This is a genomic window from Pirellulales bacterium (assembly GCA_036490175.1).
Taxonomy (GTDB): domain Bacteria; phylum Planctomycetota; class Planctomycetia; order Pirellulales; family JACPPG01; genus JACPPG01.
Map to the genome: position 1 here is coordinate 1 of DASXEJ010000111.1, position 24,086 is coordinate 24,086.

Below are 24,086 nucleotides of genomic sequence, written 5' to 3' on the forward strand. Positions count from 1 at the left end.
GCACAAAACCGGGTACAAGTTCCATCGTGAGCCTCCTTGCTCGATGCCTGAGAGTGATGTCCCAAGCATTGTGCCGGAGGCTCGCACTATTTACGCAGACCAGTTTCGGGCACCCTAAAAACTGCAAAAGTCGAACTAAGGATTCATGCCAAATCAGGTGGGACCACGCCACTCACGTGCCCGGCTGGTAAAATTCGTGGCGCAGCCGGGATCCGCAGCGGGTCGACGAATTACTTGTTGACGTTAAGCTTGAGTGAGTGTTGGCTAGGACGTTTCGTCGAACCATCCTGGAATACGTGTCAGAAGGACCGGCGTGATGCGGCATCCCCTGCTAGTACCTGACCTGCGCGAGCTGATCATCGAGCGCGAGGAGAAGGCGCTGCGGGATTTCTTTTTGCCGCACCATCCTGCGGCTACTGCCGAACTGGTCGACGATCTCGAGCCGGCCGAGGCACTATACGTCCTCAAACTGTTCGCCGGCCGAACGCGGGCCGAGGTGTTCTCCTACCTCGAGGGGCAATTGCAGGACGGCATAGCTCAGTTGATGGAGCGGAACGATCTTGCGGCGTTAGTCAGCGCCATGTCGCACGACGAGCGTGCAGATCTGATCACGCGACTGCCCCAGGAGCGAACCGAACAGGTTCTGCCCCTGCTGGCCCAGGCAGAGCGCGAAGACATTCGTCGCTTGACAGCCTACAAAGAAGACACGGCCGGCGCCGTGATGACGAGCGACTACGCTACCGTGCCGGCCGAGTTGACAGCAGCCGCAGCGATCGACCGATTACGGCACGAGGCGCCCGACCGGGAGACGATTTATTACTGCTACGTGCTTGACGATCATCGACGCCTGGTCGGCTTTGTCTCGCTCAAGAATTTGATCCTGGCACCGCCGCATCGCCGCGTGGCCGATATCATGCAAACCGAGGTTATCGCCTCGGTCGTTGATGAGGATCAGGAAGCCACGGCCAGCAAGTTGATGGAGTACGACTTGCTGGCCTTACCGATCGTCGATCATGAGAATCGTCTGGTGGGTATCGTCACGCACGACGACGTGGCGGACGTGATTGTCGAAGAAGCCAGTGAGGACGTCTATCGCTTGGGCGCTGTCGGGCCTTTGGAAGACAGCTACTTGCGAACCCCGCTGCTGACGATGTGGAGCAAACGCAGCTTCTGGTTGGCGATTCTGTTCTGTGCCGAGTTCATGACCATGATGGTCTTGTTGCAGTACAAAGAGACCTTCGATGCCGTGCCAGGATTGGTGCTCTTTATTCCGCTGATCATCTCGGCGGGCGGGAATTGCGGATCGCAATCGGCCACGATTATCACCCGCGCGCTAGCGCTGGGAGAGGTCCAGCCAGCGGATTGGTTCCGCGTCGTCTGGCACGAGATCATGATGGGCGTATCATTGGGGCTCACCCTCGGCGCGTTGGGACTGATCGGGGCCGCCGGCTTTCTGCACATGATGGGGGGACACGACGAATCCACAAACAAAGTTACCATTGCCCACATGGCGATGGTTGTTTCGCTGGGGGTGTCCCTGGTCGTAGTCTGCGGCAATCTGGTTGGCGCCACGCTTCCCTTGGCGCTCAAACGACTTGGGCTCGACCCGGCCCTGATGTCAAATCCCGTGGTAGCCAGCCTAGTCGACGTGACAGGCATACTGCTCTACTTCGCGATCGCCGAAGCATTCCTGATGTGAGTCGCTGAGAAGCCTACGATCGCCCTACGGAATGGGTGGAATCGGTGACTGCAATCCGTGGCCAGGTCCATGCCAGGCACTTCTTGCGCCCACAAAAACACAAGGCCGCCGGCTGACCTGAACGAGGTTGGCCGACGGCCTATGGGCGATATCGATCTTCGATCCATCGAAAAAATCGCGACTAGCAGCAGCCGCAAGCAACAAGGATCAGCTCTTGATCAGTCATCGCACGATTGGGCTTCGCCGTGCGGGTCCAGGTCATACGGGCGTACTGCTCGTACTGCTTGGCGTTGAACTTGAAGCCGATCTTGTTGGCAATGCGGCAGATCTCTTGAATCGCCTGGTCCTTCTCTTGGGTCTTGAGCGCCTCGATCTGGCTGCGGATCTGACCGTCTTCCCGAACCTTCATCAGGAATGCCTCGACGGGATTCACCTTGGTGGCAGACTTGGTGGCAGTGGTCATCGATCGGTCTCCTTGCGATTGGTGGGGCGTGGCCCCGGTGTGCGGCGCGGATGAACGTATCCACGCCACACAACGCTAGGTTGCCATGCGCGACGTTGTCGCCACGCGGATGCGCCATGCGTGCCGACGGGTCTGACGGCGCTCGGCGGTAGTGTAGCGGGCATGCGGGAAGATTCGTTGGCAGCCATCCGGAGCAACGTCCTCTACGTCCGGCCATTCCCCGAAAAACGGGAAATCCCACTGCGCCGAAGGTGCTGTCCATACCGTTTGGAGCCGGTCGATCTTTTCAACACACGCTCCGCCGGGGGGTATCTGGCGAATTGTCAGACTCCCTAATGGCCAGTTGATTGTCATACCAATTTGGCAGCTAATCGCAAGACGCAAGCCGTCCCGCATCAGCCAATGGTGCACGAAATCAACCTCCTCGTTCGCGTACCGGTTAGAGATCGTGCCTGCTGGGCCCGGCATCCCGCTGAGCGCGCGGACTACGCATGGCGGTCGTGAAAGAAGCGATGCGCATGACTTGCACAGCGGTTGTACCAAGAGTCCTCGCGGAAAGGGCGCAGCTGCACGCCGCACGGGATGGCGTTCCCCTCATCGTCGGAGACGCCCGCTCCGTGACTATCCATGATCAGAGGCAAGCTGCTCGACGCACTCCCGATCGCACCGATCCATATGACAACGTGAGTGATCGGTCCATCCTCGCGCCCGCGAATGTAGAGCAAGTCACCGGTGCGCAGCGCTTCACGGCGCGCCAGGTAGCCGGCTGGTAGGTCGACCTGCGCGATGCGCACCGAATGCCCGGCCTCGAACGCATGTTCAACTCGAGCCTGCCGCTGAATGCCAGAGCTGATCTTGATGCCGAAACCTTGATTGTAGACGAAGCTGGTAAAATTGCTGCAATCAAAGCCTTTACCATTGTGGCCGGCGCAGGAATGCTTCCACGGCCAGTCGTGTGGCGGGTCCCAATCGGGAATGTGATGGTGCTGATAGCCATAGCCGACAAACCGGGCTGCCGTGGCGATGACCCTTTCGCGTTGCCATTCCAGCGGCCTGCCGTCAAGTTCGGCCAGCGGCGGATACAGCCTTGGCGTCGGCCCCCACGCGCCAAATCGCCGGCGCACGCGCTCCGAGTACCATTCGTGATGCGGCGTTCCCGACTCCATGTGCGGATCACCCCGCTCGGAGTGCAGAATGTCGCCAATTAACTCATCGGCCGAGCCGCTGAACTGCAGCTTGTAGCTGGGCTTGGCGGAGTGGCTATTTATTTCCGGTATCGGCGCTGCGGAAGCCCAGCGCATCGCAGGCAACAATCCGCCGACCGCCATCAACGACAAGGCCTGGCGACGAGAAAGGGCGGCGGTCATACGATTAAGCCCTCGATTAATGGGAAGTATTTAGATCGCCGCAGATCGCACCCAGCAAGTCTTCGCGGAATACTTGCGGCGCCGTTCGTGCATTGGTCGACGGGCGCGTGCAGAAAAGTGTAGCTCACGGGGAACGGCGGCTTCGAGTGAATCGATGCCTAACTGCATCCGCCGCTCGCCCAAATTGCTGCTGCTGTGCGTCTTTTTCGTCGAGGCTGCGGAATGTATGAAACTGGTCTGTTGGTAACGTGTCTCCAACATGTGTGACCAACGCGCAGAGGCCCCTGATAGTCGTTGCGTTGTCCGACAGGGGCATGCAGTTCTCGCGTCGCCCTCGCCTTGCAAACGCTTGCGGCGGCAGGATCGCGGCTGCGGGTCAGGCGTCGTTGCCGAAGCGGCGACCCTGAGCACGGGAGTGTTCAAGTCCTTGCCTTGGGAGGCAGATTCTATGGCTGGAAATACCAGTCCTGATTCAACGGCAAAACTCGGCAATTTGGCCATCGACATTCTGAAATTGCTGACGACCCGGCAGCGGCCGCTGCTAGCCATTTTCTTGTTTTGCGCGATCGTCCTTTTCACGGTTTGTCTTCCAGCAAAGGAAACTCGCCTCGCGTTAATAGTCTTCATGATGGCAGTGGCCGGCATTGTCGCGATGGTTGTCGTTGCCAGTTCGATCCGTCGGTTTCACACAGCTGATCTGACCCCCGACGAAAGGCGGATTGTCGAACGTGTCAAGCTGCTCGAAGAGGGAATGTTGGGACCACCACCCGAGTACATCAGCGGTCCGATTCGTAGAACTCACGAGAGCGTCGTCAGCTTTCTTGAGAAGCTACTCGAATGACAAACTCCGACGAGGCACGCCGTGTCATGTGGGCGAGACTGCTGGAAGAGACTCGCGACAGCGGTGAGCTAGATCGCCAGTTACGCCGGATCGTGGCGCGCTGGCCGCAACTGCTTGACGCGGGTGACCTACGAGAGCTGGCGCTGTCACGCGCGTGGGAGCGAAGAGACCAATTTCGCGGTACCACTGCGGCCGAGTTTCTAGCCTGGCTGCGCCGGCTTGCATGGTCGATTGCACTGGACCGGTGGCGTGCTCAGAAACGTCGCGCGCGGCTGTTGCAACAATTTGCCGGTCTCACGCCACATATCCGCTCCAGGGTCGAGGATCGGGTCGAGACCCGAGATCTCATAGACTGGCTGCTCGCCGGCCTGACAGACCGCGAGCGAAAATTGCTGATGCTTAAATACTACGCAAACATGTCATTTGCAGAAATCGCCCAGGCCTTCGATACCACCCCCTCGGCAGTGTCGCAGCTCCATTACCGGGCCATTCTTAAGCTGAGGGAAAGAACGAATGAACGGGGCCGTTAAGACTATCGGGCGACGAGCGTCTAGTAATTAGGGAGTCGTTAATCCGCGGATGATTTTGAGGACCTGAGCATGGCAGGTAAATGTAACGAAGAACAAGACTTGTTGGACCAATACCTGGCGATTATCGACTCAGCAGGGATGAAGTCGCCGCAGGCCTGCAAATTTCGCGAGTCCCATCCGGACATGGCCGAAATGTTCCAAAATATTAACCAGATGGAAGCAGCCGGCCGCCGATCGCGAGCATTGAAGACAATTGTGCAAGCGCTCTGGGTTGGAACATTCATCATGCTCACGGGCATTGGTTTGGTGGGTTTTCAGCGAGGGGTCCACCTTATAGACGCGCGAATGCAGTTGGCTGACGCACGAACACAGCTCGATGATGTCCAAGTCAGGTTTGCCAACGTCAATGCGGACCGTATGACCCTTTCCGCCGAACTCCAAGCGGCCCGGGACCAATTGCAGGAGTCGGAAATCGGCAAGCTTGCCGCAAAACTCCAACAGACCGAATCGGCCCTCGACGAGGCCAGGTCGATGCAGCAGCATACGGCGGAAAAGCTGGCCAAGGCTATCGAGGACACGGCCGCATTCGAAACCAAGTTACACGTCGTCGAAACGGAACTCGTAGCTGCCAAGGGCGCCGCCAACGAGGCACAGTCGCTGCTTGAGAAGGCGAAGTCGCATTTCGAGTGGGCAACTGCGAATCGGCTATCGATACCGCAGGACGGGGATGCGGCCCCCGTGACCGATTTCACCGAGCAGATTTCGTTCTCTCAGACTGGCGACGCCATCGCAACGGTGAGCCGCGACAATGTGATCCGGATTTGGGACTTGAGCAGCGGCAGGATCGTAAAGCAGGAGCAGCCAAGCGACCACGACCGTGTCGTTTCGATCGCCGGCCTAGACGGTGCCCATTGGATGGCTGTCTTGCGCCTGGCAGAAAACCAGATTGGTTTGTGGGATTTAGAGGCCGGCAGCGAGGTGCGCCGGCTGCGAGGCGACTGGGGACAGGTCTCAGCTTGCGCGTTTTCGCCCGACGGCACATTACTTGCGCTAGCCGGCGCGAATCAACGTACTTGGATTCTGAATGCAGACCGGGGGAGGCCGATGATGCCGCCATTGGACGAGCGCCGCCCTGCCCCGGGAGTTGATAAATGATACGTGGATAAATAATACAGATGGGGCTCCAGAACTCCCGCCAAACGCCCAAGCCGCTAAATCAAGCGACAGCTAGCTGGGCAAATAGAATCGCCGTCTGAGCGCGAAGACTATTCGTGGGTCTGTTCCTCGAACCAGGCAAATTTGCCATTCGGACGCGTCTGATGATGTGCGGCGCGGACAGAAACCGGTCTAGCTGGCCCGCGCGGCCTGCCAACCCCTTCATCTGTCGACCTGGTAGGGAAAATGCACAGACCTTGCGACTCCAGCTTCGGCATGCGACGTGCGGCAGGGGCGCGAAACAGAACCTGCCATTTGCTTGGAAGTCTTGCGCCGGATGATGTCGGGTGCTTCTTTGCTGTGTCTTTTTGGCAAGGTTCGCTGTTTCGCTGAACCACCGCGACCGCCACGTCGATCAACATTACCAGAGCCGGTAGCAGTCCGAGGAGAAGGGCAAGTATGCGAACAACAACTTCAAATCGTCGACGTGGTGGTAAGTCGCCTTCCAGCTCAGATCGTGCCGGCGGTGAGACGCCGCCCAATTCCAGCGATCTTTCGCCGAATTCGGTCCAGGAAGAGGGCATGCGCGACGTTTCCTGGTCATCCTCGGTCTTGGCTGATGAGCCAACCGGGCCGACGCAAGCACGTCGGGCGGGCCGACGACTCGTCGTTACTTCTAGCGAGCAACCTCGCGCGGACAGCACAGGATCCAGCGTTACGGAATCCAGACCGACAGAGCCGGCCCCCATCCGCGAAGGATTTGGAATTTTATTCCGGCTGGCTCGGGTGCTGGCAAATCAGTGATGGCGCGAGCCTCGCGTCACTAGCGCCGTCGCATTGGGTGCTCTGCGTAAGCTCTCCGACCTCGGGACCGTTAGGGCGACCTATCCGTCTTGGGCGCGCCCTTGGCAAGATTTTGGATCGAGTAGATGCCACGGTCGCTGCGCACGAGGAGCTTGTTGCTCGCAATTGCTGGCGTAGCCATGTAGGTCTCGTCCTCGGACAGCGAGTTGAGGTGCAATAACTCGAATTCCGGGCCGGCCTTGATGACAAATGTCTCACCATATTCGCTCAGGCAGAAAATCTGCCCGTTGTAAGCCCAGGGAGACGCTGTGAAGGCCCGACCATTCGGCAGTCGCTTCTTTTCGTACGCGGTTCGGCCGGTATGGGCGTCGTAGCAACTCAGAATTCCCAGGTCTGTCAGGACATATATATGATCCCGATAGAAAAGGATTGAGGTGTTGTACGGAGAGGCCTTGCGCAGGCTCCAGGCGACGAAATCGTTGCTTGTCTGCTCCCCTCTGAGCGTGATGTCGCCGTCAGCCCCAGGGCGAATGGCCACGATCGGCCGCTTCGCGCCCAATACGTGTCCCGAGGCGACAAACAGCAATTCAGGGCCGGCGACGGGCGTGGGGATCGAGTGCACGGTCATCCCGCCGAGATGCCACAAGGGCTTTCCGTCAAGATCGTACGAGCGGACAGTTTCGCTCCCCGAGATCACAATCTCGGTACGTTTGCCGCTGGTCCAGATGTAGGGGGTGGACCAGCTGCTCTTTTCAGGACGGAGCGTGCGCCAGATTTCCGCGCCGGTTTTCTTATCAAGCGCCAGCAGGAACGACTGATCTTCGTTGTCGTTGAGGATATAAACGCGGTCCTGATGCGCTATGGGCGAGCCGCCGGTTCCCATGCCGTCGGCGGTTTTGTATGCCCCCAGCGTGCGAGACCAGAGCGGCTCTCCCTCGACCGTGTAGCAAAACACGCCCAAGTTGCCAAAATAGGCATAGACTCGCTCGCCGTCGGTGACTGGTGTCTCCGAAGCATACGTATTCTTTAGATGAGCCGACTGCGGTGGCAGGCCCCGGTGCGCGACGTGCTCCCACAGGACGTGACCATCGGCCAGATCGAGGCATACTACGCGCCACCGATGCACGGCCTTCGAGGGCTCGTGGCGGTCGCCGCCGAAATAGATCCCCCGCTTCAGAACCGCCCCGGCGACATCCTCGTCGCTCGCGACGCTGGTGAGGAACACGCGTTGGCCCCACACGATGGGCGAAGACCATCCGCGGCCGGCGACGTCGTGCTTCCAAAGAATGTTTTCCGTAGCACTCCAATGATCCGGCAGGTCTGGATTATTGGCCACACCTTGTGAGAACTCACCACGGAATTGCGGCCAGTTGTCCTCCACGGCCTGCGCACCATGCGTGCACATCCCCGCGTCAAAAATGCTGGCCGCCAAGAGAATCGCACAACTGGCAGCCAGTGATTGCCGATTTACGAAGCCCCGCCCGTCGCATTGTTGGTCAATTCGTAGTGATACGTACATGCCACGATTCTAACAAAAGGAGAGGCGAAACTGTGTTGAGTGCTGGCAAAGACCCGTGGCGCGGTCGTTATTCCTGCCACCCGGGAGACCCCTTTTTCACTACCAAGGACGGCCTGGAAACTCGGGGTGACGCTCGGCCGGGAGCCTACTCTGTACCGATCCTCGATCGGTCAGGGACGCGTGCGTAGCCCTGTAGATTTCGTTAGTTGCTCTTTGACACCGGGCATTCCCAGGCTGCCGAGCGTACTATGAAATGAGCCGACTTTGCGAGTTGCGACGTCGGCTCGCTCGGCGGCGTAATTGAAACTCTCGCAAAGCCATAACATGCGTGCCACTCTCCGGCCGACCGACTCTGAGATACGCCATGATTGGTTGCGATACAGCGCGCGGCGACTGGTCGTCGCCGCCTTTCTTGCGGCATCTACGTGTGTGAGCGCCTCAAGCGCGTCCGGGCAATATATTGGCTACCGGGGCTATGGCTACCTCCCCTATGGTAATCGTGGTTTTGGCTACGGCTATCGCATGGCTGGCACCGCGGCATCGGCAGCTCAATTCGGCATGGCCAGAATGATCGCCTCTGCCGGATATGCCAACATAATGAATTCTCGGGCGGCGCAGAACTACGTGGCCGCCCGGGCCACCGACCTGCAAAACCGTGCGCAATGGACAAACAGCTACTACCAGATGCGTCAAGCACATCGGACGTACGAGGGGGACCATTCTCGTCTCACTATGGAGGAGATTACGAAAATTGCCGAGGACTCAGCGCCTAGGCGCCTCGACATCACGCAATTGGATTCGGCCACAGGAAAGATTGCCTGGCCCACCATTCTGCAAGACGCGCGGTATGTAAGTGATTGCGATCAGCTTGACGCCCTGTACCGACTGCGCGCGACATCAACCGGTCCCATTGATGCCGAGACGTTCCGGGATATTCGGAACATCTGCGAACAACTCAAGTCAGAGTTGAAGTCAAATATCAAAGAGTACAGCGTGAATGACTTCGAGCACGGGAAGCATTTCCTGGATAGTCTTGGCTACGAAGCACACTTCCCTCGCGGTTGAAACGCCCCCCAGCGGACTTCTACGCCGCTAGCATTTGGGAGCCGAGGGTGCTCCAATGCATCACGTTCACAACGGGGGAACGAACGTGGCCATGAACAGATCGATGGAAATGCAGGGACTGGCAGGGATCGTTCTGATCACAGCGATCTGCTTGTCGAATGGTGGCGATTTGGCCTTGGCCCAACAACAACCGCTGCTGCCTCAGTCGCCCGAACAGCTTGGGTGTGAGGTCAAGGCTGCGGTTTCTCGCGGACTTGAGGCACTTGCGCGGGCCGTCGCTGCATATCCGCGACATCGCTCGTGCTTCTCTTGTCATCACCAGACGCTGCCGATGCTGGCCCAAGTTACGGCTACTTCGCGAGGCTTTCCTGCGGCTAATGGTCAGCAGCTTCAGGATCAGCTACGTCTGACGATTGCATCGTTCGAAAAGCAAGCCGTCAGCATGAACGAGGGCAGGGGAGTGGGCGGGCGTGCCATGACGGTGGCCTACGGATTGTGGGCCGTATCGCTGGCTGGGGAAACGAGCAATGCGACGACCGACGCCATGGTCGAATACCTGCTGAAGACGCAGCGCCAAGAGGGACATTGGACCGGGCAGATGTGTCGTCCGCCGCTCGAAGAATCGTACCAGACTTGCACTGTCTTGGCCGTGCAGGGTCTTCGCAAGCATGTCTCAAAAACTCGGCAGCACGCCGCCGACGAGGCCATCGCCAAGGCGAAAACATGGCTCATAACAGCCCCGGCCAAAAGCCAAGAAGATCGAGTCGCCCGACTGTGGGGTCTAAGCATGCTCGACGCCGTGCCGGTGGAAATTGCAATGGCCCGGGAAGCGACTTTAAAAACTCAACGGCCGGATGGAGGTTGGGCGCAACTGGATGAAATGGAGAGTGATGCTTATGCGACCGGCCAGACTCTGTATGTGCTGAACGCTACGGGACTGAATACGGATGACGAAAGTTACCGGCGTGGCAAACGATTCTTAATTAAGTCGCAACGCGAAGACGGCAATTGGCGGGTTGAGAGCCGCTCGAAGCCGGTGCAGCCATACTTCCCCTCCGACGACGAAGACCCGTTGGGCAAGGACCAGTTTATTTCCATAGCCGCCACCAGTTGGGCCGTAACGGCCCTGGCCATAGCGGTAAACGATGGGGTTGCGGAGCCCGGTCCCAAAATCATGCCGTAAGCCTTTGGAAGAGCCTTCCCGGTTGCCACATAGCCCATCGTCGCCGCGATTCTTCGGCGCCCTCCGGACCTGTTGGCAGCCGCACCGGGACGGTGCAACATACCCGCAGAGGCCGCTGACGAAAGATTGCATTTCTCTGACCGGCTCGGCTATACTTAGCGTGCTATTCTTTCGGCCGTAATCGGCCCGGGCTCAATTCCAAAGGAGAGCGGCATGTTGCGGCAGTCGCTGTGTTGGGCGTTGGTTTTTTCGCCGTTGACCTTTGCGTCGCTTGCGCTGGCGGTAGACGCCGCGAACGATGCTACCGATACCCGCACGAGCCCTACGTTGGCAATCGGGGCGCAGGCGCCCGATGTGGCATTTAAGGACATTCGTTTTGCGTCGCACACGCTGAAGGACTTGGGCGCGAAGAAGGCCTACGTCATCGTCTTTAACTCGATCGATTGCCCCGTGGCAAAGCGCTATATGCCACGCATCGTCGAATTGGAAAAAGAATACCGCAATCGGGACGTGCAGTTCGTCGCGCTGGATGTCTCGCCCAAGGACTCGATGGTAGAAGTTGCCTATCAGGGGATTCAACTCGATGCGGCGTTTCCGTTCTGCAAAGACTTCGACGGCGTGGTTGCGCCGGCTCTGGGCGTAACACGCACACCGCAGGTTGTGGTGTTGGACGGCGATCGCAAGCTGCGCTATCGCGGCCGCATCGACAGCCAATTTCACGTCGGCGGACCAAAGCCCGACGCCGGCCGCGAAGATCTGAAGATGGCGATCGAGGATGTGCTGGCTGGGCGACCGGTGGATGTTGCCGAGACTCCTGTCGAAGGCTGCCCGATCACTGTCGCGAAGATGTCAGCGCCTGCGAAGCCGGTAAATTTCGCCGAGCATATTGCTCCCTTGTTCCGTCAACATTGCGAAGAGTGCCATCGGCCGAATGCCGAGGGGCCATTCTCGCTCGTGACATATGAAGACGCTGTCGATCATGCCGATGTAGTCGCAGAAGTGATCAAGGAACAGCGAATGCCGCCGGAGTATGCCAGCCGCCGGCACGGCGACTTCGTGAATCTGCGCGGCTTATCCCCGGAAGACCGTACGCTCGTGGCCCAGTGGATCGCGGGCGGACGCCAGCAAGGTGACTTGGCCAAGTTGCCGCCGCCGAAGCAATGGTCGGACAACCGATGGCTAATCGACGGGCCGGACCTGGTGATCAAGATGAAGGATGCCGCCGAAATCCCGCCCACCGGCTATATTCCGTACAAGTACGTATTCCTGCCTTATACCTTCAAAGAAGACACCTGGGTCACGGGCTGCCAGATTCTGCCCGACAATAAAAGTGCATTGCACCATTGCAACATGGCTTTTATCGATCCCGTTAAGGGAGGGTATAGCGATGCCAAGTTCATCACCGGCCAAGTCCCTGGTGGCGTGCCGATGATTCTGGACGCGGGCGTCGGGTTCAAGATTCCCAAGGGATCCGTGCTGGTTCTGCAAATTCACTACGTAACGACTGGCGAGAAGACCACGGACCAGTCAAGCGTGGGATTTACGTTCGCCAAGAGTAAGATTACGAAGCAGCTCAAGCACTTCCGCTGCCACAACGGCACGTTCGCCATTCCGCCTGGTGATCCGGCCCATCTGGTCGAGGCCAAGCGGACATTTGCCGAGGACTCGACTCTGGTTGGGTTCTTCAGCCACATGCATTTGCGCGGCAAGGACATGATGTTCGATGCCAAGTATCCGGACGGCACGCAGGAACGCCTGCTGGCCATTCCGAATTACGATTTCAACTGGCAAGTCTCCTACGTCTGGCGGCCGCACGCCAAGAAGTTCCCGAAGGGGACCGAAATGGACGTGACAGCTCACTTTGATAACTCGACGTTCAATCCGTACAACCCCGATCCGACCGCCACGGTCAAGGAAGGGGATCAGACGTACGAGGAAATGATGTACGGGTTTGTGTTCTACACTGAGGACAACGAGAACCTGAACCTATCGGTCGATCCGAAGACCGGATACGAAGTTCGTCCTGGCAAAGAAGCGTCCAAGAAGGGACCTTCTGACGGCGCCCAAGCAGGACGCTAACAGACGATCGTCGCGAGCGGAGGGGCATTGCTTGCGAGGGAGTCGAACGCGTTGCGCGCACTCGGCGCTGGAGCGGGCCTCCAGCGCCGTATTTTTTTGCGCTGTAGAAGTGCCTCAGTATTCAGGCATTTACAGCGGCCCACCGACAGCGACCCCCCATCCCACGCGCGGGGGCGGCGGACGCCAGCCGTAGCCCCAATAGGCATAAGGCGGTGGCGGGCCCCAATACGGGCCGGGATACGGATAGTAAGCTGGCACGGGAACTGGCGGTCCCACGCCAGGCGCTGCCATTGCCGGAGCGCCTGGCTGCGGTGCCGACTGAAGCGCGCCAATCACCCGAGTCGAAACACCGGAGTTCTGTAACGTTATCAGGTCACCACTTTGCAGCGGCTGCGCCAGGCCATTGGCGCGAATGTGATTGACGATCAGCTCATCATTGACGCCCGCCCGAGTCATGGCGATGACGTCGGGCAGCGTAACGTTGCCTGGCGGCACCTGGCGGCCGAGGGTGGCGGCGATTTGTGCGCGATTGCGAGCTTCAATGCTATCCATTCCGCTGCCCACGGCTGCGCCAGTTAGCGTTCCCACGCCCGCGCCGACCAACGCTCCCACCCCAGGATGCCCGACGGCCGCACCGGTGACCGCACCCACACCTGTTCCGGCCAGTCCCCCAACGAGCGCACCCTTGTCCGTATAGAAAGGTGAGTTACAGCCCACCGTCATTGCCAAGGGGAGTAGCCCGAACTGAAGTGCGCGAACCAGCTTCTTCATACGGTAGGGTCCTCAAAGATGCCCGAGGCGAGCGCGGGCCGAATCCTCCTTGAATGCGGGAGCGGGATTATCGAAGGCCGCGCTCGTGGGGTCAAGGCGAGCCCTCCGTCCGCATGCTGGCGTGGCACTGCTGGCGATGCATCGCCCTCTAATCAGGCCCCAGCTTTCTCGAAGGTCTCGCCTTTGGGGGTAATGCCGGGTTCAGCTTGCATGCACCATGCAGTCGCGTTCGCTGCCTGGCGTATCGAATCCCGTCGGCCATTTTAAGAGCACAGAGCACCGACATTTGACGTTTGCCCATCGGCGCAAGAACAAGCCCGCCGCGCTCCGTGAGTAGCGCGGCGGGCTGGCCGAAAAGCATCGGCGGTAAAAGGTGATATTGTTCGTTGTTCTCCGTGCGATACCCCGCGATTGGCGAACTGTATTCAGTCTGCCGATGTCCACCGCTGGCCGCTACGAAATGGTGCCAAGCAGTGGCGAGGAAAGGGATCACACGGTACGACACCGCACTCTGGGGACCTCGCAGGTGAGAAGGTGGCTCGTGTAAAAACCCCCTCTCAGCGAGCGTGGCCCGGTGGATCTTGCATATTCGCCCTCCCTAATCTGGACTGCGATTAGCAACCATCACGCATCTGTCGGCCGACGATTCTGGTTTATCAAATCGCGCTGGGTCGGGTCAACGTTTTCCAACCTTGAATACACAAAAATCAAACAATTTGTCGCCGCGGCGTTCGATCTATAGCGATCGGAACAACGTTGCGGGCGTCAGGAAGGATTCTGCTCGATGACACCTGGACCGCGGGTGAATCAAACGCAGACGGCAACGTGTCGATCGTTAGTGCAGTTGGCTCACACTGCAACCTTGACGACAACTTTTCGTACCTTTGTCGACTCGCCCACAGCCAAGCAGGGCATGTGAGCGTCCTGCGGCGCAAAGATGGTAAACATGCCGGCCGAGACGGTGAGATAATCGCCGCTGCCGTCGAGGACCAACAAATCTTTGTCGGGATCGTAGTCGTTACGCACGGCGAGTGTGGCAAGGTTCGCGTAGCCCATACGCTCCACCCCCGCGACGACGTATTGCACATCGATGTACTTGCGGTGCGATTCCCAGAAGCCTTCAGCATCGGGTTTGGTACGGAACTCTTGCACCAGTGCGAAGACGTCATCACTGTCGACATCGTGACGTCCGAGCGCCAATTGCGCAAGGTCAGTCGAACGGAGGAATTCGAACGCCTGCCGTAGTCGGGGGTGAATCGCCTGGTAGGCGGCGGCATTCTCCAATCGATCGAGAATCAAGGCGGGTGCCTCCTTGCAGTCGGCTAAATGAATGTAACCGAGGGTGGTGCGCTACTGGCGAAAGCCTTCTAGACTGACCATCAGACGAACGTCGTCTCCAATGGCGCCGGCCCTCTTATCCATGCCGAAATCGCTGCGGCGGATTGTAAAGACGGCTTCGAGTCCAGTTCGCATTTTGCCAAACATACCTTTGCCTGCTCCTGTGGACTCGATTGCGATTGTAATGGGCCGTGTGACGCCATGCATCATTGGGTTTCCTTCAACGGCAAACGGGCGCGCACAGGTACGGCCGACCTTTGTAGCTTGGAATCGGATTGTCGGGTATTTGGGCGCGTCAAAAAAGTCTGCGTTGCGTGAATGAGCATCGCGTTGCGTATTTGCGGTGTCGATGCTATCGGTGGCGACTGTGATGTCGATCTCACTGGCGACTGGATTCTGCTCGTCCAAGCGGAATATCCCCGAAACTTCGTTGAAGCGACCGTAACAGTAGCTAATGCTCATGTGCTTGATACGAAACAGGACCGAGGAATGGACCGCGTCGAATTTGTATTGGTCGCCACCATGGGTTAATTGTGCTGCAAAGTGGAGCAGTACAACAACCACCACCGGGCGTAGCAGCGCTTTCATGCAATTGCTCCTCAGGAGACGGGGAGCGAATAACTTGCGGACACGAACGCAAGGTACCCTGAAGGACGGCGTGATAAATCAATTCCAGCCGTCGTTCTTACGTTTGCTACGCCGCTTTTCCACCGCCGTGAGCCGATCATTGATTTTCGAGATGCGCTCGCGGATCGCGAGACGCGTCAGCAAGGCCACCTTGTTGGTGCCCAGTTTCGACATGGCCTTAGCCTTGTGATTGTCGACAGTGCTGGGCGCCAGTTTGAGGACGGCCGCCGCCTCGCGCACCGTACATCCGAGGCTCAGCAAGCGAACGACTTCGCGCTCGCGGGGGGTCAATTTGATCGGCATCGTTGTACATCCAGGGGATCAATCACCGCGGTGTCAGCTCTGCTGACCGGCGCCTTAGACTAGCCCTTTTGTTGCTTTAATGCTACCCACTGGGAAAACTCTGGGCGTACGACCGCAGACGCAACTCGGGATTGTCGCCATTGGGCCCGCCGAGGTTCAATCCGGCCCAACGATTACGCTTCGTCCAATAGCGTCTCACGTAGAGCGGGCGGGTATCGCGGACCGGGTGTGATTGTACTAACTCGGTCGCACGGGCTAGAAACTCATCACCGGCCGCGAATGCGGCCTCCGGCTCGGGTGTCTTTGCCAGCCAGTTCGAGACAATTTCGTCGCGCTCGGAAATGACCATTGGTCGCAAAGTGGTCGGATCGCACAGCACTCGGCGATGCAAATGCTCGTGACGCCACCACAGTGAACGTGCGTCCGCCACGTCGGTAGGGAGGGGCCCAAGGTCCAATGGGCTTTCGATGCGCACCGGCTTGAATAGGCCGAGGCACGGTGCGGCGGTGCCGGTGACCCAGTGGGAATGTCCCTGCCGCGTGAGCTCACTTATCCAACTACCGGTGGTCTGCGACGCAGCGGTTACGCCGCCGGCGTGCATACAGGGGCCGCTCATCGCACCGTTAAGCCACGAATAGGCTGGCTCTTCATGGCCCGCACCATGATCGGCCAGAATCCGCATGATATCTCCCACGGATTCCGCGCGCCCCGCCAACTCCTCTGTTCGTTTCCGTCGCAGCCGACAGGCTGAAACGCGTGTCTTGATAGTGTCGCTATGGGTTCGCGCGAATCCGGGAATCGTCAGCCCATTAGAAATACTCCGTGCGCCACGTATCTCCTCGACCGCGTGCAGCCGCCCGGCCGTCTCGAGCACGAATGCTGTGCGGGTGTCTGCGACGAGGAAGCTATTGTGATACGTAAAGCGGCGATTCTCCAAGCCGCAGCCCCCTCCCTGACCGTGCTCGTTGATTAGCTCGACTATCGTGGTAACGGCACGTTCGGCACTGTCAGAACGCTCCAGCGCAAGTCGTACAAGGTCCATCCCTGTCAGACCGACGCGTGGATACGGCTGCGTCGTAAAGACTGCTTCGTTGCCGACTGCGACACCATGCTCGTTGCACCCCATTTCGGCTCCCCACATCCAGAAGGGACGACTGATAAGCACCGCGTGAGTTAGTTCGGCCTGGGGTATTTGCAGATACGTACATCGCAATCGCGCGTTCGCAGGATGCACACGGCGTGGTTGCCAATCAAGGATCTGCGCTTCGTTTGGATCGCGGTCTGAATTCTTGGCGAACAAGACGCGATCGGATTCCACGATGGCCAGCGAGTCGCACATGATGTGGCCCTGCGATTAACGGCAGGAAAGGGCAGTGGCAGGCGTGCCGTGAATTTCAAATGACGCTGCACAAGTCGTTCGCGACGCAAACAATTTGGGTCAATGATTAGAAAACTCTCTCTGCGCGCGGAAACGTTTCTGTCTTAAGCACTTGTGGCGAGTTTCGCCATTCGCGATTCGGGCGTGTAGGCGGCGCCGGAGCGATTGCGAGGATGCTGTCGTCCGGCTGCTTGCACTGGATATTGTGCCTGTGTTTGGTCGCTACGTCAAAATACGCCAAATGCTTGCGACTCTGAAATGCGCTCCTATAACGGGGCCTAGCACGTGTCCCTCACCACTCGCAAATGGGGTGATGAGCGGACAACGAACGATTCGAGGCCATACGATACGGATATCGCTCAAGCCAAGTCCAGGATGGACCGCGAGCGACCAGGAAATCAATCGCGTGGTATCAAGGATGATAGTCGAGTCCCGCTTCGCCTGTCGTCAATTGCCGGAGGGCAACGTTGCCCTCCTTGGCATCGCACTTGCCACACGTTGTCCCGGTCAGCTTGTACTCCTTACTCGATCTATGCTCGAGGCGCCTCGCAAGAGTCGTTCGTTTTTCTCCACGAGGGGCCTAGGGCCCGATGGAAGGAGTCAAATATGACACGGAAGCCTCTGATTGGTTTGAATGCAGAATTTCGGTCCGCCAAAAAGGACGCGCCAGCGTTTAGCTACTTGTCGGCGGGCTATTACGACTCGATCGTCGCCTCGGGCGGGGTGCCGGTGGTTATTCCACCGCTCGCCGACGAGGAAGACTTGGAGCGAATTCTCGATCTGCTCGATGGAATGGTCATGATCGGCGGGGCCGATCTCGATCCGCGTCGCGACGGCTTCATGCTTCACCCAGCAGTACGCACGCTGGAAACACGTCGTGAAGACTTCGATCGTCGGCTAATGAACCTCGTTGCCTCTCGGCGGATGCCGGTGTTCGGCATTGGCGTCGGCATGCAACTGATCAACGTCTTGCAGGGAGGGAATTTGTTCCTGCATATTCCTGAGGACATGCCCAAGGCATTGCCACACAAAGACCCGCTCGACCCGGCCCATCGCCACGCGTTAGAAGTAGTACCCGGCACGTTGATGGAGCGTGTCTACGGCGAGGGCGAAATTCGAGTCAATAGCGTCCACCACATGGCAGTTGACGAAGTGGCACCGGGCTTCCAGGTAACGGCCCGTTGCCCAGACGGTGTGATCGAGGCCATTGAGAGCACGCAAACCGAGTGGTTTGCTTTCGGCACGCAGTTCCATCCTGAGAGTGACTCGGCGTCGGCGTTAGATTTACGCATCTTTGAAGAATTCATCATGGGCGTCGGCGGCGAGATACCTGCGATGCGCATGGCTGCGTAGCAAGGGGGGGCGACGTGAACGCAGCGGGACAAGGATGTCTCACTGATAATGTTTGACTGGGCGTCGTCTCCGGTCCGCGGGCCGCGATTCTGTTCGGCAGCTTCAGAATCGCGGCGCCGCGGGCTATTTTCCCATCCGTCTATCCGTTTGCTCCGTTCTCGCAGGGATTTCGAGCAGGCGCGACTGGCCGGATGTCGGCCCTTCTTGAGGCGTGAACCAGACGCCACAAAATCGTGTCTCGCCAGGCAGCCAAGTTGCGGATTCTTTACGCTTTGCAGTGGCATCGGTTTGTTCCGGGGGTGCGCTACCGATGGATATCTATCACGTCTGGTGCAACCTGAAGCCTGGGGTCGGGGATGTAGCGTTTTGCGACTGCGTAGCCAGCTATCTCGGCCTATTGCGCGACGAACAGTTAATCGTCGGATATCGCGTGACGCGCCGAAAACTGGGATTCGGGCCGCCGCAATTGGGTGAGTTTCACATCGCGATCGAGGTGGCCAATCTAGCCCAACTAGACGCGGCGTTCTCGCGCGTAGCACGGCGGGCCGGACCCATCGAGGGGCTGCACCAAGCAGTGAACTCTTTGGCCACCGACCTGACATTCGCTTTATATCGCGACTTCCCCGATTCGATCCGGGAGCATGGGGAAGAGCAATTTTAGCGCGGCGCCGTGCTGCCAATGCTCGCGGTCCGGCGCTCGACACGGATTTTCTCGGACGGGCAGGAAATCTGCGCCCGTGAACGCGAGGCGCGGCGGGTATTGCCGCGAATTAACCCATGGTTGACAGATTGGCGCCTGCCGCGACCGCGGGCATCTCCTGCGTATCGCATACCCATGGCTCGACATTGATGCCCGTGTTGCGATGAATACGGTTGCGTCCGGCGGCTTTGGCGGCATAAAGTGCCGCATCGGCGCGTGCCAACAACGTTTTCGGATCGTCGTGATGATTGGCTGCGGCGACGCCGCCGCTAAGCGTGACAGGGCTGGTATTTTGCACGGCGAAGCGAATTTTCTCGGCGAAGAGACCGGCTCCGTCGAGGTCAGTATGCGGCATGACTACGACGAATTCTTCGCCCCCATAACGGGCCACCAGATCCGTCTCGCGCGTCTCGTCATCGAGCAATCGGGCCACGGTTTGTAGAATATGGTCGCCGCGGACGTGTCCATGCACGTCGTTGACTTGCTTGAAATGGTCGATATCGAAAATTGCCAGTGCGAACGGCTGTTCATACCTGGCCAACAAGGCAAAGGAGGACTCTAGGGTTTCGTCTAAGGCCTTGCGATTGCTCGCGCCCGTCAGTGGATCGGTGCGAGTTTCTGTGAATGTCATCAAGTGGCTTGTCTGCTGTCGCAATTCGTCGTAGGCACAAGAAATCTGAGCCGCCAGGTCGAGCGTCGGCTTGAGCATGTTTTCGGCTTCGCGAAACAGGTCGGACCAGGCTGCACGTTCTTCCAGTGTGTCAATGGCGCTGACGCGATCCTTGAACTTGGCGATGCTCGACTGGTGAGTTGCCAGATTCTTGCGGACGCGGTCCGCAATCTCTTCAAGCTGGGAAGCCACGGCCTTGGCCCGCTTCAACTCGCGTCGGGCGCGGTCAGCGTGGACTTCCTCGATCGGCTGAGCACGCCGACCGACGAGATAGCCAATCGTGGCGACAGCAGCCAATGCAACGATGGTAGGAAGATACATGGCCATCGATCCCAACGTACTTCCGCGCTGGATGAGGGTGTCGAGGCGTCCCACTCAAGGACGTCTCAGGATTCCACGCAGTAACACTGGAAATATAGGTTTCGTTTTGAACAAGGTTGGCCTGGATGCAAGCAACGTCTTCGAGACCCAAGCCCTTGCATTTTATGCGGGCGCGTCGGTACGGTCGGGCGGATTCGAGGGATTGTTCCGAGCGCGGTCCGTCGGGCGCGTTGTGGCTGCCGAGATGAGCAGAGCGTCCGGATTTCGGGCGTACCGAAACGAACCTACCGTCTCGGTCGCACAGTTCCCGGCTCCGAGTCACAAGCAGATACCACAGGACCTGCCTAGAATTGCGGTTTCGGAGGCGTTTGTCCGGCAATTGCGGGTATCCGCGCAAAGGGCGTTCGTGGTAAGTTTGGGCCGGCCAAATGACGGAACTTTGGCCTCCGCCACTGTTGTGGCGCGAGTTCGTGCGAACCAAATCCGGGGCCCCGGCGTTACAGAGAATATAGCGCTCCGTCTCCCAATGTCGGACCCGTTGCTATCGCGATCATTCGCATCTTAGGAGTTAATCGTGCAGCCATTTCAAACTCTGCGTGCCCTCGGGATCCTGGTGCTGGCTTTTATCGCTTTCGGTACTCACCAGTCGCTTGCGGCCGACGCGTCCAAGCCTGTTTTTCCTTTTCCCATCCATTCGACCGTTTTAGATAACGGGTTGACCATTATCACAGTTCCCTGCGACACGCCCGGCGTGCTGTCGTACTACACCATCGTGCGGACAGGATCGCGCAACGAGATTGAACCCGGTCTCTCTGGGTTTGCCCACTTTTTCGAGCACATGATGTTTCGTGGCACGCCGCGCAACAGCTCGGAGCAATACAACGCGAAGATGAAGGGCATGGGAGCGGATTCCAATGCCTTCACCACCGACGACTGGACGGCCTATCACACGACGGCCTCGGCCGACGCGCTCGCGACGATCGTGGAGCTCGAAGCCGATCGGTTTCAGAACCTGAGCTATGACCAGGCGGCATTTCAGAAAGAAGCCAGGGCCGTCCTGGGCGAATACAACAAGATCGCCTCGTCCCCAATGCTGTTGCTGGACGAGACCATGCAGGATGTAGCCTACGACCAGCACACATATAAGCACACCACGATTGGCTTCCTCAAAGACATCGTTGACATGCCGAACCAGTACGAATACAGCCGCAAATTCTTCGAGCGCTGGTATCGGCCGGACAATTGCATTGTTTTGGCCGTCGGAGACGTCCGGCACAAGGAAGTAGTCGAATTGGCGCGCCGCCAATACAGCGGCTGGAAGTCGGGAGCTGCTAAAACCGATATCCCGGTCGAACCACCGCAAACTGCCGAGCGGCGCCGCGATCTAACCTGGCAGGGCGTGACGCAGCCCTATTTGTACATTGGCTACCACGTTCCCGGATTCGATGCCCACAGCCGTGACATCGCCGCACTGGACGTGCTGGGAGAGGCGATTTTCTCGCAGGTCGGTCCGCTCTACCGCAAATTGGTGTTGGACGAGGCACGGGTCGAGGTGCTCACAGGTGGCGCACATTTTCGCCGCGATCCGACGTTGTTTACGATCATGGCGCGGCTACGCGATCCGGCCGATTTGGCCGCCATTGAGCAAGCGATTTACCAGGCACTAAAAACGGCCGCCGAAACACCGTTGGATGAAAAAACGTTGGCCGATATCAAGTCGCACATGCGATACGGTTTTGCGACCTCGCTCGATTCGACGAATGCCGTGGCTCGCTCGCTGGGCGCGTTTCTGGAACTCACGGGCGATCCCCAATCGCTTAACCAGACATACGAAACGTACGATCAAGTGACGCCGGCGGACGTGCAGCGCGTGGCAAGGGAGATCTTTACTCCAGAAAATCGCACGGTCGTAACGCTGTTGAGCGAGAAGGACGCCGCGGCCCGCACGCAAGCGGCAGCCCCTGCCACAGACGCGGTGCCGGACAAGAAAGCTGTCACGGCGAAAACCTCTGATACCGTTACCGACAACAAGCGCGGCGTAGCGATCGCGAAAACGACCGCCGGCACGACGCCACCCCCGGCGGCAAAGGATGCGGCCCGCAGCAGTTCGCCCTTAGTGACGTTGCAGATTGCTTTCCGGGCCGGCTCGCAGGACGATCCTCCTGGCAAGGAGGGGCTAGCCGCGCTCACGGCTCGCTTGCTTTCCGAAGGGGGCTCGCGCGACGTTGCCTATTCCGATCTGCTAGAGAAGCTATATCCCCTGGCCGGGCGGATGGATGGTCATTGCGACAAGGAATGGACCATATTCACCGGAGAAGTCCATCGCGACAAGTTAGGCGAGTTTTATCCGTTATTTGCCGACACAATTTTGCACCCGCGCTTCGACAAGGCTGATTTCGAGCGATTGCGCCAGGAACAGATCAGCTATCTGTCGGCGCGGCTCCGCGGTAATGACGACGAAAACTTGGGAAAGTGGGCGTTGCAGCTCGCACTTTATCCACCGACGCATCCCTACGGGCACGTCGACCAGGGGACTATTGCCGGCTTGCAGAACATCACGCTGGACGACGTCCGCGCGTTTTATCGCACGCATTACACCCAAGCGACGGTTACGCCGGTTGCTGCGGGTGGAGTCGACGACGCATTCCGTCGCCGCCTGTCACAAGACTTTGCGACGGCTCTTCCCGCAGCAAAGCGGGCAACAGCCGAGCTGCCCCAGCCGACCCAGCCGCAGGATTTGGAATTGACAATCGTCGAGAAGCCGACGATCGCGACGGCGATTTCGCTAGGTTTTCCCATTGATGTGTCACGGGCGGACGACGACTTTTACGCGTTGGCAGTGGCGGGCTCGGCGTTTGGCGAGCACCGCACGTTTAACGGCCGCCTGATGAAAAACATGCGGGGCAAGCGCGGATTGAACTACGGCGACTACGCCTACATCGAGAATTTCATCCAGGATGGCCAGAGCACGTTCGCCCTGCCGGGCGTGCCCAGACGCCAGCAGTTTTTCTCGATTTGGATTCGGCCGGTTCCGCACGACAAAGCGGCGTTTGCCTTGCGTCAGGCCGTGCGCGAGCTCGATCACCTGGTCAAGGACGGGCTGACCGAAGAGGAATTCGAGGCCACACGCAACTTCCTGTTCCACTACAGCAAATTGTGGGTGCAAACGCAGTCGCGGCGCGTCGGGTACGACCTTGATGGCCAGTTTTACGGCCGCGCAAGTCTCGTCGACGAGCTGGCACGCCGGCTCCCCAGCATGACACGCGAACAAGTGAATACCGCCATCCGCAAGCATCTCCAGGCCAAAAATCTGGCCGTGGCGATTGTCACAGACGATGGCGCGCGGCTGCGCGAGCAACTGCTGTCTGGAAAGTCCACTCCGTTGGTGTACGACACCGAAGGAACTGCCGCCGATATCCTGGCCGAGGACAAAGAAATTGCCGTTTGGCCGCTGACAATCAATGTCGAACGTTTGCGTGTCGTGCCAGCCAAAGACCTATTCCAGGAATGAAGAACGCTGGGGAACCGGTGATCGTCCCTGGGATTCTCGCACAAGTCGTTCATTTGCTTCCGGGTGAGTAGCCGAGACGCGTCTCGAGCCGTGCTTTAACGTCCGGCCATTCATCGTTCGTGACGCTATACATCACGGTATCCCGGACGTAGCCGTCGGGCATGACCATGTGCTTGCGTAGAATTCCCTCGCGAATCGCGCCCAGCTTTTCAATTGCACGTTGGCTCTGCATGTTGCGGCCGTCGGTTTTGAGTTGCACACGAAGGGCATTTTGATCCTCAAAGGCATGCCGCAACAGCAGGTATTTGCATTCGGGATTGACCGGGGTGCCGTGCAAAGATTTGGTAAGCCAGGTGAAACCGATCTCAAGCCCGTGATCCTTGGCGCGGATGTCGAGGTAGCTCGTCAT

20 protein-coding genes are annotated in these 24,086 nt (G+C 58.7%); 10 read left to right on the plus strand and 10 right to left on the minus strand.

Annotation, left to right across the window (positions count from 1 at the left end):
* The first annotated feature begins 316 nt into the window (after nucleotides 1-316).
* Nucleotides 317-1,699, plus strand: coding sequence for a magnesium transporter (mgtE, locus tag VGG64_07745; protein HEY1599477.1), 1,383 nt, complete (start codon nucleotides 317-319; stop codon nucleotides 1,697-1,699).
* Nucleotides 1,700-1,880: 181 nt separating this feature from the next.
* Here the strand turns inward: mgtE and VGG64_07750 are convergent, their stop codons facing one another.
* On the minus strand, nucleotides 1,881-2,162 hold the full coding sequence (locus VGG64_07750; GenBank protein ID HEY1599478.1) for a Nif11-like leader peptide family natural product precursor: 282 nt from the start codon (nucleotides 2,160-2,162) through the stop codon (nucleotides 1,881-1,883).
* 485 nt (nucleotides 2,163-2,647) lie between these two features.
* Entirely contained in the window at nucleotides 2,648-3,529 is an 882-nt protein-coding gene (locus VGG64_07755) for an NlpC/P60 family protein (protein HEY1599479.1), read from the minus strand.
* A gap of 448 nt (nucleotides 3,530-3,977) precedes the next feature.
* Between VGG64_07755 and VGG64_07760 the strand changes: the two genes are divergently transcribed.
* The 3 genes from VGG64_07760 to VGG64_07770 all read left to right on the plus strand — a co-directional run bounded on the left by VGG64_07760 (nucleotide 3,978) and on the right by VGG64_07770 (nucleotide 6,055).
* Nucleotides 3,978-4,370, plus strand: a complete 393-nt coding sequence (locus VGG64_07760; protein ID HEY1599480.1) for a hypothetical protein — start codon at nucleotides 3,978-3,980, stop codon at nucleotides 4,368-4,370.
* Nucleotides 4,367-4,900, plus strand: a complete 534-nt coding sequence (locus VGG64_07765) for a sigma-70 family RNA polymerase sigma factor (GenBank protein HEY1599481.1) — start codon at nucleotides 4,367-4,369, stop codon at nucleotides 4,898-4,900. The genes VGG64_07760 and VGG64_07765 overlap by 4 nt, the downstream gene beginning before the upstream one ends.
* Before the next feature lie 69 nt (nucleotides 4,901-4,969).
* Nucleotides 4,970-6,055 (plus strand): hypothetical protein, encoded by a 1,086-nt coding sequence (locus VGG64_07770; protein HEY1599482.1) that lies wholly within the window; start codon nucleotides 4,970-4,972, stop codon nucleotides 6,053-6,055.
* Nucleotides 6,056-6,929: 874 nt separating this feature from the next.
* Here the strand turns inward: VGG64_07770 and VGG64_07775 are convergent.
* Nucleotides 6,930-8,378 carry a PQQ-binding-like beta-propeller repeat protein gene (locus VGG64_07775; GenBank protein HEY1599483.1) on the minus strand — a complete coding sequence of 483 codons (1,449 nt, stop codon included), beginning with the start codon at nucleotides 8,376-8,378 and terminating at the stop codon, nucleotides 6,930-6,932.
* A 300-nt stretch (nucleotides 8,379-8,678) separates the two neighbouring features.
* Between VGG64_07775 and VGG64_07780 the strand changes: the two genes are divergently transcribed.
* The 3 genes from VGG64_07780 (at nucleotide 8,679) to VGG64_07790 (ending at nucleotide 12,705) form a co-directional block, all read left to right on the plus strand.
* The gene (locus VGG64_07780; protein HEY1599484.1) at nucleotides 8,679-9,443 is read left to right on the plus strand and encodes a hypothetical protein; all 765 of its coding nucleotides are present in this window, start codon (nucleotides 8,679-8,681) and stop codon (nucleotides 9,441-9,443) included.
* Between the two features lie 55 nt (nucleotides 9,444-9,498).
* The gene (locus tag VGG64_07785) at nucleotides 9,499-10,626 is read left to right on the plus strand and encodes a prenyltransferase/squalene oxidase repeat-containing protein (protein HEY1599485.1); all 1,128 of its coding nucleotides are present in this window, start codon (nucleotides 9,499-9,501) and stop codon (nucleotides 10,624-10,626) included.
* 213 nt (nucleotides 10,627-10,839) lie between these two features.
* Nucleotides 10,840-12,705, plus strand: coding sequence for a redoxin domain-containing protein (locus VGG64_07790; GenBank protein ID HEY1599486.1), 1,866 nt, complete (start codon nucleotides 10,840-10,842; stop codon nucleotides 12,703-12,705).
* A 129-nt stretch (nucleotides 12,706-12,834) separates the two neighbouring features.
* Here VGG64_07790 and VGG64_07795 read toward each other — a convergent pair whose 3' ends face one another.
* The 5 genes from VGG64_07795 to VGG64_07815 form a co-directional block, all read right to left on the minus strand.
* Nucleotides 12,835-13,476, minus strand: coding sequence for a glycine zipper domain-containing protein (locus tag VGG64_07795; GenBank protein ID HEY1599487.1), 642 nt, complete (start codon nucleotides 13,474-13,476; stop codon nucleotides 12,835-12,837).
* A gap of 849 nt (nucleotides 13,477-14,325) precedes the next feature.
* Entirely contained in the window at nucleotides 14,326-14,775 is a 450-nt protein-coding gene (locus VGG64_07800) for a YhcH/YjgK/YiaL family protein (GenBank protein ID HEY1599488.1), read from the minus strand.
* A 51-nt stretch (nucleotides 14,776-14,826) separates the two neighbouring features.
* The gene (locus tag VGG64_07805) at nucleotides 14,827-15,402 is read right to left on the minus strand and encodes a YceI family protein (GenBank protein ID HEY1599489.1); all 576 of its coding nucleotides are present in this window, start codon (nucleotides 15,400-15,402) and stop codon (nucleotides 14,827-14,829) included.
* A 78-nt stretch (nucleotides 15,403-15,480) separates the two neighbouring features.
* Nucleotides 15,481-15,744 (minus strand): LuxR C-terminal-related transcriptional regulator, encoded by a 264-nt coding sequence (locus VGG64_07810; GenBank protein ID HEY1599490.1) that lies wholly within the window; start codon nucleotides 15,742-15,744, stop codon nucleotides 15,481-15,483.
* 82 nt (nucleotides 15,745-15,826) lie between these two features.
* A complete protein-coding gene (locus VGG64_07815) occupies nucleotides 15,827-17,083 on the minus strand; it encodes a hypothetical protein (GenBank protein HEY1599491.1) in 1,257 nt (418 codons plus the stop codon).
* 645 nt (nucleotides 17,084-17,728) lie between these two features.
* Between VGG64_07815 and VGG64_07820 the strand changes: the two genes are divergently transcribed.
* Nucleotides 17,729-18,475: a gamma-glutamyl-gamma-aminobutyrate hydrolase family protein gene (locus VGG64_07820; GenBank protein ID HEY1599492.1), complete on the plus strand. Its 747-nt coding sequence runs from the start codon at nucleotides 17,729-17,731 to the stop codon at nucleotides 18,473-18,475.
* A 310-nt stretch (nucleotides 18,476-18,785) separates the two neighbouring features.
* Nucleotides 18,786-19,136 (plus strand): DUF6614 family protein, encoded by a 351-nt coding sequence (locus VGG64_07825; protein ID HEY1599493.1) that lies wholly within the window; start codon nucleotides 18,786-18,788, stop codon nucleotides 19,134-19,136.
* Between the two features lie 109 nt (nucleotides 19,137-19,245).
* Here the strand turns inward: VGG64_07825 and VGG64_07830 are convergent, their stop codons facing one another.
* On the minus strand, nucleotides 19,246-20,166 hold the full coding sequence (locus VGG64_07830; GenBank protein ID HEY1599494.1) for a GGDEF domain-containing protein: 921 nt from the start codon (nucleotides 20,164-20,166) through the stop codon (nucleotides 19,246-19,248).
* A gap of 574 nt (nucleotides 20,167-20,740) precedes the next feature.
* Here VGG64_07830 and VGG64_07835 point away from each other — a divergent pair.
* Nucleotides 20,741-23,677, plus strand: a complete 2,937-nt coding sequence (locus VGG64_07835) for a pitrilysin family protein (protein ID HEY1599495.1) — start codon at nucleotides 20,741-20,743, stop codon at nucleotides 23,675-23,677.
* A 49-nt stretch (nucleotides 23,678-23,726) separates the two neighbouring features.
* Here the strand turns inward: VGG64_07835 and VGG64_07840 are convergent.
* A partial coding sequence (locus VGG64_07840) for a GNAT family protein (GenBank protein ID HEY1599496.1) occupies nucleotides 23,727-24,086 on the minus strand: 360 nt, incomplete at its 5' end.

Bases quoted from the DNA above. Each gene is read 5' to 3' on its own strand.
- VGG64_07790 (HEY1599486.1), top strand. From the start codon at position 10,840: ATGTTGCGGCAGTCGCTGTGTTGGGCGTTGGTTTTTTCGCCGTTGACC.
- VGG64_07750 (HEY1599478.1), bottom strand. From the start codon at position 2,162: ATGACCACTGCCACCAAGTCTGCCACCAAGGTGAATCCCGTCGAGGCA.
- VGG64_07810 (HEY1599490.1), bottom strand. From the start codon at position 15,744: ATGCCGATCAAATTGACCCCCCGCGAGCGCGAAGTCGTTCGCTTGCTG.
- VGG64_07795 (HEY1599487.1), bottom strand. From the start codon at position 13,476: ATGAAGAAGCTGGTTCGCGCACTTCAGTTCGGGCTACTCCCCTTGGCA.
- mgtE (HEY1599477.1), top strand. From the start codon at position 317: ATGCGGCATCCCCTGCTAGTACCTGACCTGCGCGAGCTGATCATCGAG.
- VGG64_07815 (HEY1599491.1), bottom strand. From the start codon at position 17,083: ATGTGCGACTCGCTGGCCATCGTGGAATCCGATCGCGTCTTGTTCGCC.
- VGG64_07805 (HEY1599489.1), bottom strand. From the start codon at position 15,402: ATGAAAGCGCTGCTACGCCCGGTGGTGGTTGTTGTACTGCTCCACTTT.
- VGG64_07785 (HEY1599485.1), top strand. From the start codon at position 9,499: ATGCATCACGTTCACAACGGGGGAACGAACGTGGCCATGAACAGATCG.
- VGG64_07775 (HEY1599483.1), bottom strand. From the start codon at position 8,378: ATGTACGTATCACTACGAATTGACCAACAATGCGACGGGCGGGGCTTC.
- VGG64_07825 (HEY1599493.1), top strand. From the start codon at position 18,786: ATGGATATCTATCACGTCTGGTGCAACCTGAAGCCTGGGGTCGGGGAT.
- VGG64_07765 (HEY1599481.1), top strand. From the start codon at position 4,367: ATGACAAACTCCGACGAGGCACGCCGTGTCATGTGGGCGAGACTGCTG.
- VGG64_07755 (HEY1599479.1), bottom strand. From the start codon at position 3,529: ATGACCGCCGCCCTTTCTCGTCGCCAGGCCTTGTCGTTGATGGCGGTC.
- VGG64_07770 (HEY1599482.1), top strand. From the start codon at position 4,970: ATGGCAGGTAAATGTAACGAAGAACAAGACTTGTTGGACCAATACCTG.
- VGG64_07820 (HEY1599492.1), top strand. From the start codon at position 17,729: ATGACACGGAAGCCTCTGATTGGTTTGAATGCAGAATTTCGGTCCGCC.
- VGG64_07760 (HEY1599480.1), top strand. From the start codon at position 3,978: ATGGCTGGAAATACCAGTCCTGATTCAACGGCAAAACTCGGCAATTTG.
- VGG64_07830 (HEY1599494.1), bottom strand. From the start codon at position 20,166: ATGTATCTTCCTACCATCGTTGCATTGGCTGCTGTCGCCACGATTGGC.